The following is a 16,886-nucleotide window of genomic DNA, read 5'->3' as shown; positions in this document are numbered from 1 at the left end:
CGTTGGAGGATGGCATCCTCTACAATTTCCGGCCCGACCGAGGCCGACACCGCGCAGGTCGAGCAGACATTCTCTGATCTCGGGCTCGATGACGCGGTACTCAAGGCTCTGAAAGACGTGGGTTACGAGACCCCGTCTGCGATCCAGGCCGCGACGATCCCCCTTCTTCTCGACGGTCGTGACGTCGTCGGACTGGCCCAGACGGGCACCGGCAAGACCGCGGCGTTCGCCCTGCCGATCCTTTCCCGTCTCGACCTGGCGCAGAAGACCCCGCAGGCGCTCGTTCTCGCCCCGACCCGCGAGCTGGCTCTGCAGGTCTGTGAGGCGTTCGAGAAGTACGCCTCTCATCTGCGCGGCGTTCATGTGCTGCCCGTCTATGGCGGACAGGGCTACGGTGTGCAGCTCTCCGCACTGCGCCGCGGCGTTCACATCGTCGTCGGCACGCCCGGTCGCATCATGGATCACCTCGAGAAGGGCACGCTCGACCTCTCGCAGCTGAAGTACCTCGTTCTCGACGAGGCCGACGAGATGCTCAAGATGGGCTTCGCCGAAGATGTCGAGACGATCCTCGCCGACACTCCGGAAGACAAGCAGGTCGCCCTCTTCTCGGCCACGATGCCCTCGCAGATCCGACGCATCTCGGCCAAGTACCTGCACGACCCCGAAGAGATCACGGTCAAGAACAAGACCACGACCTCGGTCAACACGACGCAGCGCTACCTGATCGTCTCGTATCCGCAGAAGGTCGACGCGCTGACGCGCATTCTCGAGACCGAGAACTTCGAGGGCATGATCGTCTTCACCCGCACCAAGAACGAGACCGAGACACTCGCCGAGAAGCTGCGCGCGCGCGGATACTCCGCCGCGGCCATCAACGGTGACATCGTGCAGGCTCAGCGGGAACGAACGGTGAACCAGCTCAAGTCGGGCAAGCTCGACATCCTCGTCGCCACCGATGTCGCGGCCCGAGGCCTCGACGTCGAGCGCATCAGCCACGTCGTCAACTTCGACATCCCGATCGACACCGAGTCCTATGTGCACCGCATCGGACGCACCGGCCGCGCCGGACGCACGGGAGATGCGATCAGCTTCGTCACGCCACGAGAGCGGCGGATGCTCACGGCGATCGAGAAAGCGACCCGCCAGCCGCTGACAGAGATGAAGCTGCCGAGTGTCGACGATGTGAACGCCACACGCCTCACCCGCTTCGACGACGCGATCACCGCGGCCCTCAGCCAGCCGGAGCAGATCCAGCAGTTCCGCGACATCGTCGGGCACTACGTCGAGCACCACGATGTGCCCGAGGCCGACGTCGCGGCAGCGCTCGCCGTCGTGGCGCAGGGCGACACTCCCCTGCTGCTCGACCCGGAGCCGGTGCGCACTCCCCGGTTCGAGCGCGATTCTCGCGACCGCCCGGAGCGCTCGGACAGGAACGATCGCTTCCGCGACGACCGTCCTGCGCGCGCCGAGCGAGGAAGCCATGGAGACAAGTGGGAGCGTCCCGACCGCGGCGACCGCCCCGACCGCGCACCGAGGAGCTCCGGAGGGCCGAAGACCACCTACCGCATCGCCGTCGGCAAGCGTCAGAAGGTCGAGCCGCGCCAGATCGTCGGCGCCATCGCCAACGAGGGCGGACTCAATCGCGGCGACTTCGGAGCGATTCAGATCAGACCCGACTTCTCGCTTGTCGAGCTGCCCTCCGACCTTCCGGGCGACGTGCTCGACCGCCTTCAGAACACGCGTATCAGCGGCAAACTCATCGAGCTGCGCCCCGACCGCGCCGGAAACTCGGCGAAGCGCGAAGACCGTCCGCGCTACGGTCGCGACTGACAGACTCCGCCTGCGCCGCCGCCCGCGACTACTGCTTCGTGGTCTTCTCGATGCTCATCACGAGAATGACACGATCAGCCGAATCGGGCGGCGGCGTCTGCTCGGCGTTGCCGTAGCGCTTGCCCAGGACGACGTAGAACTCGCCCGTGGGATCTGGTTCGACGGCAATGAGCCGCCCGCGCACCTCGAGATACCTGAAGGGATTCTCCGCATCGATGACCGACAGGCTCATCGATGGGTTGTGCTGGAGATTCCTGAACTTCGCTCTCTTCGTCGTATGAGTGAACTTCAGGGTGTCTCCATCGCGCAGGAACCACATCGGATTCACCTGAACGGTGTCATCGGGGCGAACCGTTCCCAGGTGGCCATAGTTCGGCTTCTCGAGCAACTCCGCGTAGTCGGCGGGAATGATTTCTGTCATGCCTTCATCCAAGCACGCAGTCGCACGAAGGTGCGAGAGAGAACAGGCTGCCCGAGCATCACCCCGATGAGGATGACGAGCACACCCACGGACTGCTTGAGGGTGAGGAACTCCCCCGCGACGAGCGTTCCCAGCACCACACCCGTCACCGGATTGAGCAGGCCGATCAGTCCGACCGTTCCCGCGCCGAGGTGGCGCAAGCCCGTGAACCAGGCGACGAATGCCACGGCCGTTCCGATGATCGAGATGTAGCCGTACGCGAGCCAGGTCGTCGCATCCATCGCCGGCGGCGCACCCTCGACGACGGCCGCGACGGGCGCGAGAATCACCCCGGCGGCGATGAGTTGCCAGGCGGTCGACGAGAGGGCGTCGACATCGGAGCCCCACTTCTTCGCGAGCACATAACCGAGCGACGACATGATGAGCGCAGAGACGGATGCCGCAACACCGAGGCCATTCACGGTCTGGGTTCCGGTCAGCAGCAGCAGGGCGACCCCGAGGATGCCGACCGCCGCCGCGATCGCCTGCGCGACCCGCGGCCTCGAGCCGAGAAGACCCCACGCCAGCAGCATCATAACGACGGGACCGGCGGCCATGACCGTCGATGCGATGCTCGTCGGCAGGAGCTGAGCGGCCAGGTACACCAGAACGAAGAACGCACCCATATTGAGCACGCCGAGCACCACAGATTTCCACCACCATGATCCCCGCGGTCGTCGTCGCGCGAGAACCAGCAGCAGGATTCCCGCCGGGAGCGCTCTAATCAGAGCTCCGTACAGCGGGTAGCCGTCAGGAAGAAATTCCCGCGTCACGAAGTACGTCGTTCCCCAGGCGATCGGCGCGACCGCCGTGAGAAGCGCCCACCCGCCGGCCCCAGAGCGGTCATCGATCACGCTATTAGTTTCCATGGAAGATAGTTTATCTTCCATGGAAGGTAATATGGAGCCATGGCAGACGAACTACAGGCCGCGACCCCCGACCATGTGGCACGCATCCAACAGGAGTGGGCGCGCGAGCGGCCAGACGTCGACGTACGTCCGCAGGGCGTCATCGGCCGACTGCACCGCGTGAGTATGCATCTGACCGACTCCATCCTCGAGGTCTACGCGAAGCACGGCCTGGGGGAAGGCGAATTCGATGTACTCGCCGCCCTTCGCCGGGCGGGGCATCCCTACGAACGGGTGCCCGGGGAGCTCGCGGCGCACACCATGGTCACCACCGGGGCGATCAGCAAACGGGTCGACCGCTTGGAACGCTCCGGGCTCGTCGTGCGACGCGTTGACGAGAACGACAGCCGATCGCGCGTCGTCGCGCTCACCGAGAAAGGGCGTGCGTTGATCGACGCCGCGTTCACCGACCACATGCAGAACGAGAGAGAGTTGCTCGACGGCCTCACCCTGCAGCAGACAGAGCAGCTCGAGACGCTTCTGACGACTTGGCTGGCCCGCTTCGAGGGATGAGCCGACGGTCCCACGACGACACCGTCGAGCAGCTAGCACAGTCTCGTCAGCGACCGGAGCATCAGGTAGGCGGGAGATAATCGAGTATGCCTACAGTGAACGCGTTCGCCGCGACCTCCGCCAGCGAGCCCCTCTCCCGAACCACCATCGAGCGCCGAGATGTCGGCGCCAAAGACGTCTTGATCGAGATCGCCTACTCGGGCATCTGCCACTCCGACATCCACACCGTGCGCGGCGAATGGGGCGACATCGCCTACCCGCAGGTCGTCGGTCACGAGATCGTCGGAACCGTCACCGAGGTCGGGTCCGAGGTGACCCTGCACAAGGTCGGCGACCGCGTCGGCGTGGGCTGCATGGTCAACTCGTGCCGCGAATGCGAGAACTGCCTCGCCGGCGAAGAGCAGTACTGCCTCAACGGAAACACGGGCACGTACGCCTCCGTCGATCGTGACGGCACCATCACCCAGGGTGGCTATTCCACGCACATCGTGGTCGTCGAGGACTTCGTCTTGCGCGTGCCCGAATCCATCCCGTTCGACAAGGCCGCGCCGCTGCTCTGCGCCGGCGTCACGACCTACTCGCCCCTCGCCCACTGGAAGGTCGGCCCCGGATCGCGGGTCGCCGTTGTCGGCATGGGCGGACTCGGTCATATGGCCGTGAAGATCGCGCACGCCATGGGTGCCGAGGTCACCGTGCTGTCTCAGAGCCTCAGCAAGCAGGAGGACGGCCTGCGTCTCGGCGCAGATCACTACTACGCCACGAGCGACCCCGAGACCTTCGACAAGCTCAAGAACACCTTCGACCTCATCGTCAACTCGGTCAGCGCGAAGATCGACATCAACGCCTACCTCTCGCTGCTTCGTCTCGACGGAACGCTCGTGAGCGTCGGAGCACCGCCCGAGCCGCTGCCCGTTCAGGTCTTCAGCCTGTTCGGCAACCGGCGCTCGTTCGCGGGTTCTGGCATCGGCAGCATCCGCGAGACCCAGGAGATGCTCGACTTCTGTGCCGAGCACGGCATCGCACCCGAGACCGAGCTCGTCGCCGCCGACGACATCAATGAGGCGTACGAGCGCGTACTGGCGTCAGACGTGCGCTACCGCTTCGTGATCGATGTGGCGACGCTGGCCTGATCGATACGACCGGCGACTGACCGATGCCCGACGCCCCTCCGCACGATCGGGAGGGGCGTCGGGCATTTTCGTGCCCCGACAGTTAGGCGGGCTCGGCCGTGACCCGGGCCGGGCGTCGGCGGGCCGCCGCTCCGACGCCCGCACGACGAAGGGCTGCTGCGATCCCGATTCCTCCTGCGGTGCCGGCGACGCAGCTCGCCAGGGTCAGCGCGAAGAAGGCGATCTGCACCCCCAGAGGATAAGCATCGAGGTTGAAGGACTGGCGAGCCAGAATCGGATACGCCACGCCGACGACGACGGCGCCTGCGTAGTGCTGCCAGATCGTCCAGAAGCGATAGCCCACGAGGAGGAAGGCGACCTCGGCGAAGAATGCCCACCAGACGTTCGTTGCGACCGTCGCGAATCCGTAGCCAGAGAAGGGGGCGAGTACCAGGCCAGAGATGATGCCCACCAGCAGACCCGCGCCAGGGCGCTGGATCAAACGGAGAGCGATGACAGCCGGCAGCAACCAGAGGCCGGCGATGGCGACCGAGAAGAATGGCACGGAGGCGTAGAGCGCTGTCGAGAGCCAGTTGGCTGGAGCGAGGAGCAGTCCGCCCGCGACGCCCAGAACGGCGCAGGTCAGGAGGTAAGCGGTCGAGGCTCGTTTCATCGTGTCGTCTTCTCCGATCGTGCCGCGTCGAGGCTCGACTTAGGCTCCCCTAACTTAGCCGGATTGTCGGCGGTACGCGATACCGTGTGGCCATGAGCGAGCCTCCTCACCCGTCGACACTGTCACCGGGCGAGCTGTCATGCGGTCTCATGGGGCCTCTCGGAGCGTGCGGCGCCCCCGTTCCTCCGGGAACCGAGCTGAACCTGTGCCTCCGACACCACCTCGCCGCCTACGACTGGGTTGCTCGAGACGTCGGGGTCACCGATGTGCTCCCGTCTCCCTGCCTGGCGTGCGGCTCTCGCCTGGGTGTGCGCTATCCGTCGGGTTGGCTGTGTGCCGTGTGCGAATGGAAGGTGGGCGACCTGCCCGACGGGATCGTCGCATCCACTCGCCTCGACGTCGTGTACTACCTTCGGGCGGGCGACCGCATCAAGATCGGAACGTCGGCCAACCCGCGCGCCCGCCTCGCCCAGCTCAGCTTCGACGACCTCCTGGCGTTCGAGCGAGGCAACCGCACGCTCGAGCAGCGACGACACGCGCAGTTCGCCGCGCACCGCATCGGTCGGGGCGAGTGGTTCGATACCAACGACGAACTGCTCGCGCTCATCGAATTGCTGCGCGCTGGGGTCGACGACCCCTGGAACGCGGACAGCCTCTGGGTCAGCCAGCACCTCGCGGCACATGGCTGACCCGCGTCGTCATGATCGATCGCGCGTCGTCATGATCAATCCCGCGTCGTTATGATCGATCGCGCGTGATCGTCGCTGTCGTCACGGCCGGCGCATCCGAACCGAACAGATAGTCGCCCCCGGTCAGCCGCACCGACGCCGTGGTCTGCTTGTGCGCACACGATCCTCCGACCCACAGCTCGACGTCACCGGGCTCGACGACCCGAACGAAGTCGCGATTGGTGAACCCGAGCCGCGCTGAGGGAACATCGAACGCCACTCGCGCCTCCTCTCCTGGCTCGAGGTCGACTCGGACGTAGCCGAGCAATTGCGCGACGGGACGGGTGACGCTTGCGACCACGTCGTGCCCGTAGAGCTGCACGAGATCACTCCCTGCGCGCCGCCCCGTATTGCGAACGAGCACGCTCGCCCGAACGACGCCATTCGTCGGCGCGTCCTCGTCGACCCGCAGCTCGGTCCGGTCGAACGTCGTGTAGCCCAGCCCGAACCCGAACGCTCGCACGGGTGTGCTGTCTGAACTGGTCACGTCGTTCGGCCCGCCGAGGAGCGGATGCAGGTAGCTGTATGGTTGCGCGCCGGCGGAACGCGGGAGCGAGACCGGCAGGTGGCCCGACGGATTCGCGTCGCCCGCGAGGATCTCGACGATTGCCGCGCCGCCCTCCTCCCCCGGAAAGAAGGACTGCACCACGGCAGCGGCCGCGCCGTCGCCGTCGAGTGCCCATCCGATCGCGTAGGGCCGGCCCGAGAGCACCACCATGACGACGGGCGTTCCTGTCGCGATCACCGCCTCGACGAGCTCTCGCTGAAGTCCCGGCAATTCGAGCGACTCCACATCGTTGCCTTCGCCGACGGTTCCACGGCCGAAGAGTCCGGCACGATCCCCCACGACCACGATGGCGACGTCGCTCGACCGAGCGGACTCCACGGCGGACGCGATACCCGAGCGATCATCGCCCTCCACGGCACAGCCCTCGTGACGCTCTATCCGGGCGTCGGGATACCGAGCGCGAAGCTCCTCGGCCACGGTCGGGATCTCGAATCCGAGAGGCACGCCGGGGTGGTGAGCGAGAACATGGTTGGCGAACGAGTAGCACCCCATCAAGGCCTCCGCGCTGTCGGCGTTCGGGCCGATCAGGGCGATCCTCGCAGGGGCACCGAGGGGCAGCGTCGAATCGTTCGACAGAAGCACGATCGACTTCTCGGCCAATTCGCGTGCGATCGCGCGATGCTCGGCGTCGTCGAGATCGATGGATGCGGGGGGCGAGTCGAAGGTCGCGTCGAGCAGACCGAGTTCTTCTTTCTGGGCCAGCACGCGCAGGACCGCGCGATCGACGAGACTCTCCGGCGTCCGTCCGTCTCGGATCCGTTCGGCGAGCGGTTCGAGGTAGGCGTCGCCACTGGGCAGTTCGACGTCGATGCCCGCCTCGAGGGCGAGGTGGGCCGCGTGGCCCTTGTCCTCGGCAACGGCATGCATCGTCTCGAGGAAGGCGACGGCGAAGTAGTCCGAGACCACGACGCCGTCGAAACCCCAGCGATCGTGCAGGATGCCCGTCAAGTAGTCCGCGGTCGCCGCGACCGGCACGCCGTCGATCTCGGCGTAGGAGTTCATCACGCTGCGCACACCGCCCGAGCGCAAGGCCATCTCGAAGGGAGGCAGAAACACGTCTTCGAGCTCGCGCCGGCCCACGTGCACCGGCGCATGGTTGCGACCCGACTGAGAGGCGGAGTAGCCCACGAAATGCTTGAGCGTCGCGTGCACCCCGGCGCCCTGAAGACCTCTCACATACGCCGTGCCGATCGTGCCGACGACGTAGGGATCTTCGGCGATGCACTCGTCGACGCGCCCCCACCGCGGGTCTCGAATGACGTCGAGCACCGGAGCCAGCCCCTGATGCACCCCGAGTTCGCGCATGGAGCGGCCGATTGCGTTAGCCATGCGTTCGACGAGCTGCGGATCGAAAGCCGCACCCCAGGCCAAGGGCGTGGGAAAGGTGGCCGCCTTCCAGGCGGCGAGGCCTGTGAGGCACTCCTCGTGCACCAGAGCCGGGATGCCGAGCCTCGTCTCGGCCTGCAGCCGGCGCTGTTCGGACCACAACCACGACGCGCGCTCCGCGGGGTCGACGGGACGCGTTCCGTAGACCCGGGTGAGATGCCCGAGTCCGTGTGCCGTCGCATCCTCGTATCTGGCCGACGATGCCATCTCGCCAGCCATCGGAGCGACGACCTCGTCGCCCTGGTCGACCCAGAATCCCACCAATTGCGCGAGTTTCTCGTCGAGCGTCATCTGCGACAGCAGCTCGAGCACGCGGCTCGATACCTCGGGAGCGGCAGCGGCCAACTCCACGTGTTCTATGCTCATGCCCTCAGCCCTTGACCGCGCCGGTGAGTCCGCCGACGATGCGGCGCTCGAAAAGACTGAAGAAGATCAGCGCGGGAATCATCGACAACGAGGTGAACGCGAGCACCTTGGCCGTGTCGACCGCGTACTGCGAGGCGAATGCCTGCGTGCCGAGCGGCAGCGTGTACGACGCCTCACCGTTCAGGATGAACAGCGGCAGCAGGTAGGCGTTCCAGCTCCCGATGAACGCCAGGATTCCCACCGTGATGACACCGGGTAGCGAAAGGCGCAGAACCATTCGGAAGAAGAAGCCCAGTCTGCCGAGACCGTCGATCGCGGCTGCCTCCTGGAGCTCGTTCGGAATGGCAGCGAGAAATGGCACCAGCACGATGATCGTCAGGGGAAGCGCGAAAGCGATCTGCGGGATGACGACGCCCGCGAGGGAATTCGTCAGGCCGAGGTTGCGCACCAGGATGTACAGCGGCGTGATGGCGACGGTGAGCGGAAACATGAGGCCGGCGGTGAACAGCGCGTACACGGCCGCTCTCCCCCGAAACGCATAGCGTGACAGTCCGTAAGCGGCCATGAGTCCGAGTGCCACGACGAACACCGTGGTGCAGACGGCGGCGACAGTGGAGTTGAGCACCTGGGTCCAGAATGATCCGCTGGCGAGCACGTCGCCGAAGTTCGACCACGCCCAAGCTTGGGGGAACCCTGATGGATCGACCGTGATCTCCGAGTTCGAGCGGAAGCCACCGAGGATGATGTAGGCCACGGGCGCCAGCATCAGTCCGATCAGAACGAGGGCGACGAAGTATGAGACCAGGCTCGAACGCCTGCTCTGTTCCGAGACGCGCCGGCGAGGGCGGGGTCGGGATGCGACGGGTGCGGCGATGGCCATCAGTGTGCGCCTCCGGTAGTGGTGACCGCTGAATCGCGGCGCAGGATGAAGCGCTGATAGAGCAGCGCGACGACGAGTGAGATGAGGAAGATGACGACCGCGACCGCGTTGCCGTAGCCGTAGCTGCCGGCATTGCGACCATTGGCCACCATGTAGGTCGCCATGGTCGATGTGCCCGCTGTACCGGCCACGTATTGGCCCCAGACGATCCAGACCAGGTCGAAGAGTTGGAGCGATCCGATGATCGACAGGAACGCCCAGATGCGAACGGTCGGTCCCATGAGAGGAAGAACGATGTATCGCTGAACCTGCCAGTAGCTGGCTCCGTCGATGCGTGCTGCCTCGGTGATCTCGTCGGGAATACCCTGCAGACCGGCGAGGAACAGGATGACCGCGAATCCGACGTACTTCCAGGTGATGATGACCAGCAGCGTCCAGATAGCAGCGCTCGGGTCGCTCAGCCAGTCGGTGGCGAGACCGCCGAGCCCCACTTTCTCGAGGAGCCCGTTCAGCGCGCCATTCGACTGGAGCATCAGGCTCCAGCCGAGGCCGACCACGACCTCGGAGATCACGTAGGGAACGAAGATCAGCACGCGGATCAACGACTGGAAGCGAAGCCTGCGGTTCAGCAGCAGCGCGATTCCGAGTGCGAGTGGCCCCTGGAGCACGAGCGACATCACGACGATGAACGCGTTGTGACTCAGAGCCTCGAGGAATGCCGGGTCGGTGAGGATCGTGACGTAGTTGCGCAGACCGACGAAATCGGTGGCTGCTCCGTATCCCGACCAGCTGAAGAATCCGTAGTACGCAGCCAATGCCACCGGCAGGATGACGAAGGCCACGAAGACCACGAGGGCGGGCCCGATGAGCAGAAGGAGCTCAGCTCGCTTCGGCCAGCGGGATCGCGCCCGTGGGGGTGAGCCCACCGGGGGCAGCGCTGGAGCGCCTCCCCCGGCCGGGCTCTGGCTGCCCCGCGCAGCGTGTTCTGTGTGCGTTTCTTCGCGCAGGACAGCCATCGGTACTTCTCCTACGACTTCGCTGCGGCAGCGTTCACTGCGTCGACGATGCCCTGTGCGTCACCCTTGCCTGCGAACATGTCGACCACAGCCACGTTGAGCGCATTTCCCACGTTCTGGCCGTAGAGAGTGTCGAGCCAGACACTCACGTACGGTGCTTGGTTGTACGCCGCCAGAACATCCTTGAGCGCAGGGTCGGAGACGGTCGACTGGGCTTCGGTGGAGGCGGGAAGCGTCTGGAATGCCGTGGCATACGCCTCCTGGTTGCTCTTCTCAGCCATGAAGTTGAGGAAGTCGACGCACTCCTTCGGAGCGTTCACCCAGCAGCTGTAGCCGTCGACGCCGCCCATCATCGCGCCGGCCTCGCCGTCGCCGCCTTCCACCTCGGGGAAGGGGAACCACTTGAGATCGGCCAGGGGCTTCTGGTCAGGCGTGAGCGATGCGATCACTCCCGGGTCCCATGCGCCCATCAGTTCCATGCTTGCCTGCTTGTTCGCGAGCAGACCGGCGGAGGATCCGGCGCCCTGCTGGGCGGCCGTGGTGAGGAAGCCGTCGTTGAAGGGCTCGGTGTCGATGAACGACTGGAGGTTCTCGCCGGCCTTCAGCCAGCAGTCGTCGTCGAAGTTGCGACTCTTGGCCGCATCATTGAGCACGTCTTGGGAGCAGGCGCGCAGAGCGAAGTTGTAATACCAGTGCGCTGCGGGCCAGGCGTCCTTCGCGCCGACAGCGATGGGGTCGATTCCGGCCGCCTTGAGCTTCTCATCGGCGGCTTCGAGGTCGCCGATGGTCTTCGGAGTCTCGGTGACGCCCGCCTGAGTGAACAGATCAGACGAGTAGAAGAACCCGGAAGGCAGCACCGCGACGGGCACCCCGTAGCTCTTGCCGTCGACCTCGAAGGCCGACAGGCTGTTTCCGACCGCGGTCTTCGTCGCGTCCGAGAGGCCGTCGCTGATGTCCATCGCCTGGCCTGCTTTGACGACATCGGCGAGCTTGCCTCCGCCGCGAGCCATGAAGACGTCGGGTGCATCGCCCGAGTTGAGAGCGGTCTGCAGCTTGCCGTCCATCTCCTCGTTCTGCACCGACTGGATCTTGACGGTGACGTTGGGGTTCGCCTTCTCGAACGCCGCGGCCGTGTCGGCCCAGTACTTCTTCCCGTCTCCGGTCGTGGAGTTGTGCCACATCGTCAGAGTGACTTTTCCGTCGGCCGAGTCGCCTGATCCGGCGCTGCATCCGCTGAGCGCGAGTGCACCCAGGAGAATCGCGGCCGAGCCAGCGACGAATTTGGTGAGTCTCATGTGATTCGAACCTGCTCTCTTCATTGAGGGGGCGGCCGCGGCAGTGCGGGCGCTTTGCTGGTGCACGGGTGGTGCGTCGTGCCGTCCCACCGAGTACCCGGATCCATCGGGATCCGAAGCAACGCTGTCTGGTCGGGCGTGATCAGTGTGCGTGAGCCGATGGGGGTCGTCAAACGTTTTCGAAATCATTTTCGCACGCGCGGTTTCGGCACTATGCTCAGCGCATGATGGCGAGGGCGACAATCCACGACGTTGCTGCTGCGGCGGGCGTTTCGGTCGCCACCGTGTCTAAAGCGGTCAACGGCCGGTACGGCGTCTCGGCGGTCACCACGGATCGCGTACTCGAGGCCGTAGCGGCCCTCGGCTACGAGTCGAGCCTCGTCGCAAGCAGCATGCGTTCACGCCGCACCGGCGTGATCGGGGTGCTCGTCGCCGGCTTCGAGCCGTTCAGTGCCGAGGTCTTGAAGGGGGTGGCGGTCGGGCTCCGAGACTCACGGTACGACCTGCTCGCCTACAGCGGATCGCGGAGGGGCGAGGGTGATGGCTGGGAACGTCGCTCACTCAGCCGATTGAGCGGCACCCTGATCGACGGGGCCATCATCGTAACCCCGACGGTCGTCAACGTGGCAGCCGATGTTCCCATCGTGGCCGTCGACCCTCACACGGGTCGAGCCGATCTGCCGACCGTCGAAGCCGACAGCCGCGGCGGCGCATTCGAAGCAACCACCTACCTGATCAGCCTCGGGCACCGGCGCATCGGTTTCGTGTCGGGGCGACCCGACCTCAAGTCGTCTCGTCTCCGCGATACGGGGTATCGCGAGGCTCTCGCCGCGGCATCCATCGTCTTCGACCCGGCGCTCGTTCGCGTCGGGTTCTACGAAGCCGACACGGCACGCCGCGCGGCACAAGATCTGCTGACTCGGGACAACCGGCCCACGGCGGTGTTCGCGGCGAACGACCTGTCGGCTATCGCCATCATCGAGGTCGCTCAGTCACTGGGTCTCGAGGTTCCCCGTGACCTGTCGGTGGTCGGCTTCGACGACGTTCCCGAGGCATCCCGGCTCGTTCTGCCCCTCACGACCGTTCGCCAGCCGATGCAGAGCATCGGTCAGGCCGCCGCACGCATGCTCACGAGTCTGATGGACGGCGAGGCCCTGGCGTCGACGCATGTGCTGCTGCCGACTCGTCTCGTGGCGCGCGCCACCACTGCGCCCCCGGCTTCGGCGTCGAGCTGAGATCAGCCCGCTCGGCGCCCGGAGAACAGAGCGTGCAGTAGCGGAACCGCCGAGGCCGCCATCAGCACTGTGCCGAACACGGTGTCGTCTGACCGAACCAACGCTCCCGCGATGAGCAAGGCGCCGAAGACGAGAGCCGACACGAGCCTCCGAGCCGCATGCTCGAGCCGGATCACCCGCCGTTCGAGTCCCGGATTGGAGACGGCGATGGAGCCATCCTCGATTCGCGTCACCAGGCCGTCGATGCGTTTCGGGAGTCGCAACGCGATGGTTGCGCCGTCGAGCGCCTGTCGACCCAGGTCGCCCACGACGTTGCCGCGCTCATCTCGAATCAACTGCGCGGCGTAGGGCTCGACCGAATCCCAGAGGTTGAACGACGCGTCCAGCGCGCTGCAGACCCCCGACGTGAGCGACATCGCGCGGATGATGAGCAAGAAGTTCTCGGGCAGCTGGAACGGCAGCGACCTGACGACATGTCCGAACTGATCGGCGAACTCGCGGAACTCCCGTGGATCGACCTCACGGAGCTCGGCGAATCCCATGCCTCCGAAGCGGGCGAACAGCTGCGTCATGGCGCGCTCGAGTTCCCGGGTGTCTGCAGACGGGAGCAGCACGCCCACGTCGCGGATCGCATCCACCAGGCCCTTGCCGTCGCGTGAGGCGGCGGCGATGAGCAGCTTGCGAAGCCCGCTGCGGGTGTTCGACGGAACCTCGCCCATCATGCCGAAGTCGATGAACGTGAGCGTGAAGCCCTGCTTGCCGGTCGTCTCAGATACCTGACCCGTGGGCGTGACGAAGATGTTGCCGGGGTGCGGGTCGGCGTGGAAGAAGCCGTTCGTGAACATCTGGTCGAACATGACCGCGGCGAAGACCGGGGCCACATCGGCGGGATCGATGCCAGCCGCGTGGAGGGCCGCCGCGTCGGTGATCTTGACGGCCGTGACGTCTTCGAGCGTGAGGACCCGGCGGGTTGTGCGCTCCCACACGATCTGTGGAACGGAGACGCGTTCGTCGCCGGCGAAGTCCGCGGCGAACCTCTCGGAGCTCGCCGCCTCGTGCAGGTAGTCGATCTCCTCGAGACTCGTCGCCGCGAACTCCTCGACGAGGGCGGGCATGTCGACGCGATCCGAGACGAGTCGAACGTGACTCAGCCAGCCGCCCACCCGACGAAGCGCGGCAAGGTCGACGTCGACGATCTCATCGATTCCCGGACGCTGCACCTTCAACACGACCCCGGTGAGTCCCGTGTCGGCTGCGGCCGTCGGCGCGAGCATGGCGCGATGGGCCTGGCCGAGGGATGCTGCGGCGACCGGAGTCTCATCGACCTGCGCGAACGCCGCGTGGAGGGGCACACCCAGCTCGGCCTCCGCGAGCGCGCGGATGGCCGCGAACGGAACGGCGGGCACCTCGTCTTGCAGGCCCTCGAGTTCTTTCGTGATCTCGGGAGGAAGCACATCGAGACGCGACGACATGAACTGGCCGACCTTGATCATGAGCCCGCCGAGATCGACGGCGAGCACGTGAAAGCTCCGGGCGAATCGGCGCATTCGCCGGGTTCGCGTGCGTTCGGCGACCTTCAGCAATCCGATACGCGGCAGGAACAGTTCATACCACCACGTGACCGCCAGATGCCAGGCCGAGAACCGCAGGATGCGGCGGTACCGCGCGCGGGTATTGCCGGCGCCGGACGAGAAGTCTGCCCGGGCCGGCCTGAGTGACGACACTCCGGTCAGTCCTGCGCGAGGATCGAGTACAGGCGTCGACGGGCATCCTCGAGAATGGCCACGGCCTGCTGCACCTGGTCAGGCGTTCCGGTGCGACCCACCTGGGCCGCGGCCTGGGCGAGTTCGATACCGGCCTTGGGGAGCGCGCCGAACGCAGGAGCGTCTTCTTTCGCGTCGGTTGTTGCCCATGGCGTGGACGTGCCGTCGGTGTCGACGACCTGCCGACCCGCGTCGGTGAGCGCATAGGTCTTGCGACCGTTCGACTCCTCGGCGCTCACGAGCCCTTCGTCGGCCAAAAGCTGCAGGGTCGGATAGACGCTGCCGGCGCTGGGCTTCCAGCTGCCTCCGGACCGCTCTTCGATCTCGCGGATGATCTGGTATCCGTGCATCGGCTGTTCGGCGAGCAGCGAGAGCACCGCCGCTCGTACGTCGCCCTTGCCCATACGGGTTCCGGCTCCGGCCTTCTTCTCGAAGGCGGCGCGCAGCTGCTCCATCGCCTGCCACATGCCATCGGTGTGGCCGCCGAGAGTGCCGAAGTTGAACCCGCCTGCGGGGAATGAGTTGCCCATGATGTCCTCCTGGATTGATCGCGAACGATACTCAACGATATATCGTCCAAGCTGTGACCTGCCGGGGAGTGCACGATGCGCGATCAGGGATCGGTGAGAGTCTTGATACATCGCCGTCCCGCGATTCTCCGCTCTCCCGAAAGCTGCACAGTGACCACCCCTGCCACCACTCCCCCTCACCCCGCTCGCACCTCGCTCGTGCGAACCGCATTCCGCATCATGCTCGGCCTCTTTCTGCTCCTCGCAGGAATTAGTCATCTGACCGTCAACCGCGAGGCGTTCCTCGCGCAGGTGCCCACGTGGCTGCCGATCGACGGCGACGTCGTTGTCGTGGCATCCGGCATCGTCGAAATCGTGCTCGGCCTTTCACTCGTCGTGCTGGGCCGCTACCGCGTGCAGGTGGGGTGGATCGTGGCGGCATTCTTCGTCGCCATCTTCCCCGGCAACATCTCCCAGCTGGTCACCCACACCGACTCCTTCGGCCTGAACACGGACCTCGCGCGGTCTATCCGGCTGCTCTTCCAACCGGTGTTGGTGATCTGGGCGCTGTGGTCGAGCGGGGCGTGGCAGGCCTGGCGCGCGCGGCGTCGGCGTCATTCGGCACAGCAGAACACGCAATAGACTCCGCGTCATGCGACTTGGCGTCATCGATGTGGGATCCAACACTGTTCACCTTCTGGTCGTGGATGCCCACCCCGGCGCGAGCCCCGTGCCGTACCACTCCCAGCGGTCGACGCTGCGGCTCATGCGCTTCCTGGATGCCGGTGGCGCCATCGTCGAGGAGGGCGTGCAGCGCATCGTCTCGGCGGTGAAGGAATCAGCGGAGACCGCCCGCTCTATCGGGGTCGACGATCTCATCTCGACGGCCACGAGCGCGATCCGAGAGGCTACGAACGGCGACGAGGTGTTGCGCCGGATCGCGCGCGAGACCGGCGTCGAACTGGTCGTGCTCTCGGGAGAAGACGAGGCGCGCATCACGATGCTCGCCGTGCGGCGGTGGCTCGGCTGGTCGGCAGGCGAGATCCTGCTGTTCGACATCGGTGGCGGCTCCTTCGAGATCGCCCAGGGCGCGGACGAGTACCCCGATGTGCAAGCCTCGCTCCCCCTCGGCGCGGGCCGAACGACGGTCGGATTTCTCGCAGAGGACCCGCCGCAGCGTTCGGACATCTCGCGTCTGCGAGCCCACGCGCGCGCCGAGTTGACGCAGCTGCGCACGGAGCTCTTCGCGGACCGGCCGCGGCCCAAGCGGGTCGTCGGCACGTCGAAGACCATCCGATCCCTCGCTCGACTGGTCGGCGGTCCGTCTGATCCCCTCACCGGAGACCTCGCGCAGTTGCACTACGCGGGCCTTCGCGAATGGGAACCCTCCTTGCGGGCCATGACCGGAGCCGCACGCGAGCACCTGCCCGGCATCACTCCGGAGCGCGGTTACCAGATTCTCGCGGGTGCGGTCGTGCTCCGCACGGCCATGAAGGTCTTCGAGGTCGACACCATGACGATCTCACCGTGGGCACTGCGTGAGGGAATCGTCCTTCGCTACATCGACGCGCTCGACGGGCGCGAGAGTCTCTTCGGCACAGGTGGCCAGGAAAGAGCTGTCACAAGCTGACGCTCGTCGCTAATGTG

The 16,886-nt window shown here is 65.9% G+C and carries 16 protein-coding genes; 7 read left to right on the top strand and 9 right to left on the bottom strand.

Annotation, left to right across the window (positions count from 1 at the left end; translation table 11 throughout):
* Window positions 1–9 precede the first annotated feature (9 nt).
* A complete protein-coding gene (locus CCK87_RS05210) occupies window positions 10–1,830 on the top strand; it encodes a DEAD/DEAH box helicase (RefSeq protein ID WP_086460439.1) in 1,821 nt (606 codons plus the stop codon).
* 28 nt (window positions 1,831–1,858) lie between these two features.
* Here CCK87_RS05210 and CCK87_RS05205 read toward each other — a convergent pair whose 3' ends face one another.
* A complete protein-coding gene (locus tag CCK87_RS05205) occupies window positions 1,859–2,251 on the bottom strand; it encodes a PPOX class F420-dependent oxidoreductase (protein WP_086460438.1) in 393 nt (130 codons plus the stop codon).
* Window positions 2,248–3,159: a DMT family transporter gene (locus CCK87_RS05200; RefSeq protein ID WP_086460437.1), complete on the bottom strand. Its 912-nt coding sequence runs from the start codon at window positions 3,157–3,159 to the stop codon at window positions 2,248–2,250. The genes CCK87_RS05205 and CCK87_RS05200 overlap by 4 nt, the downstream gene beginning before the upstream one ends.
* A gap of 39 nt (window positions 3,160–3,198) precedes the next feature.
* Between CCK87_RS05200 and CCK87_RS05195 the strand changes: the two genes are divergently transcribed.
* Together CCK87_RS05195 and CCK87_RS05190 are read left to right on the top strand one after the other, a co-directional pair.
* Entirely contained in the window at window positions 3,199–3,711 is a 513-nt protein-coding gene (locus CCK87_RS05195) for a MarR family transcriptional regulator (RefSeq protein WP_086460436.1), read from the top strand.
* 86 nt (window positions 3,712–3,797) lie between these two features.
* Entirely contained in the window at window positions 3,798–4,841 is a 1,044-nt protein-coding gene (locus tag CCK87_RS05190; RefSeq protein ID WP_086460435.1) for an NAD(P)-dependent alcohol dehydrogenase, read from the top strand.
* An 82-nt stretch (window positions 4,842–4,923) separates the two neighbouring features.
* Here the strand turns inward: CCK87_RS05190 and CCK87_RS05185 are convergent, their stop codons facing one another.
* Window positions 4,924–5,493, bottom strand: coding sequence for an ECF transporter S component (locus tag CCK87_RS05185; protein ID WP_086460434.1), 570 nt, complete (start codon window positions 5,491–5,493; stop codon window positions 4,924–4,926).
* A gap of 92 nt (window positions 5,494–5,585) precedes the next feature.
* On the opposite strand from CCK87_RS05185, the gene CCK87_RS05180 reads away from it, so the two are divergent.
* The gene (locus CCK87_RS05180) at window positions 5,586–6,182 is read left to right on the top strand and encodes a GIY-YIG nuclease family protein (protein WP_249273732.1); all 597 of its coding nucleotides are present in this window, start codon (window positions 5,586–5,588) and stop codon (window positions 6,180–6,182) included.
* A gap of 49 nt (window positions 6,183–6,231) precedes the next feature.
* Here the strand turns inward: CCK87_RS05180 and CCK87_RS05175 are convergent, their stop codons facing one another.
* The 4 genes from CCK87_RS05175 to CCK87_RS05160 are packed head-to-tail and all read right to left on the bottom strand — an operon-like array spanning window position 6,232 to window position 11,732.
* Window positions 6,232–8,541 (bottom strand): glycoside hydrolase family 3 N-terminal domain-containing protein, encoded by a 2,310-nt coding sequence (locus tag CCK87_RS05175; RefSeq protein ID WP_086460432.1) that lies wholly within the window; start codon window positions 8,539–8,541, stop codon window positions 6,232–6,234.
* A gap of 4 nt (window positions 8,542–8,545) precedes the next feature.
* The gene (locus CCK87_RS05170) at window positions 8,546–9,421 is read right to left on the bottom strand and encodes a carbohydrate ABC transporter permease (RefSeq protein WP_086460431.1); all 876 of its coding nucleotides are present in this window, start codon (window positions 9,419–9,421) and stop codon (window positions 8,546–8,548) included.
* Window positions 9,421–10,437: a sugar ABC transporter permease gene (locus CCK87_RS05165; protein ID WP_086460430.1), complete on the bottom strand. Its 1,017-nt coding sequence runs from the start codon at window positions 10,435–10,437 to the stop codon at window positions 9,421–9,423. Before CCK87_RS05165 ends, CCK87_RS05170 begins: the two co-directional genes overlap by 1 nt.
* An 11-nt stretch (window positions 10,438–10,448) precedes the next feature.
* The gene (locus tag CCK87_RS05160) at window positions 10,449–11,732 is read right to left on the bottom strand and encodes an extracellular solute-binding protein (protein ID WP_086460429.1); all 1,284 of its coding nucleotides are present in this window, start codon (window positions 11,730–11,732) and stop codon (window positions 10,449–10,451) included.
* A gap of 224 nt (window positions 11,733–11,956) precedes the next feature.
* On the opposite strand from CCK87_RS05160, the gene CCK87_RS05155 reads away from it, so the two are divergent.
* Window positions 11,957–12,967: a LacI family DNA-binding transcriptional regulator gene (locus tag CCK87_RS05155; RefSeq protein WP_086460428.1), complete on the top strand. Its 1,011-nt coding sequence runs from the start codon at window positions 11,957–11,959 to the stop codon at window positions 12,965–12,967.
* Window positions 12,968–12,969: 2 nt separating this feature from the next.
* Here the strand turns inward: CCK87_RS05155 and CCK87_RS05150 are convergent, their stop codons facing one another.
* A complete protein-coding gene (locus CCK87_RS05150; protein WP_086460427.1) occupies window positions 12,970–14,691 on the bottom strand; it encodes an AarF/UbiB family protein in 1,722 nt (573 codons plus the stop codon).
* A 5-nt stretch (window positions 14,692–14,696) separates the two neighbouring features.
* The gene (locus CCK87_RS05145; RefSeq protein WP_086460426.1) at window positions 14,697–15,260 is read right to left on the bottom strand and encodes a PadR family transcriptional regulator; all 564 of its coding nucleotides are present in this window, start codon (window positions 15,258–15,260) and stop codon (window positions 14,697–14,699) included.
* A 219-nt stretch (window positions 15,261–15,479) separates the two neighbouring features.
* On the opposite strand from CCK87_RS05145, the gene CCK87_RS05140 reads away from it, so the two are divergent.
* Window positions 15,480–15,881 (top strand): hypothetical protein, encoded by a 402-nt coding sequence (locus CCK87_RS05140; RefSeq protein ID WP_086461169.1) that lies wholly within the window; start codon window positions 15,480–15,482, stop codon window positions 15,879–15,881.
* A 10-nt stretch (window positions 15,882–15,891) separates the two neighbouring features.
* Entirely contained in the window at window positions 15,892–16,869 is a 978-nt protein-coding gene (locus CCK87_RS05135; RefSeq protein WP_086460425.1) for a Ppx/GppA phosphatase family protein, read from the top strand.
* The last annotated feature ends 17 nt before the right edge of the window (window positions 16,870–16,886 follow it).

The sequence above is a fragment of the Agreia sp. VKM Ac-1783 genome, assembly GCF_900177765.1.
Classification (GTDB): Bacteria; Actinomycetota; Actinomycetes; order Actinomycetales; family Microbacteriaceae; genus Agreia.
Note: the sequence above shows the minus strand (reverse complement) of the source record. Positions and strands in the feature narration are given on the sequence as shown.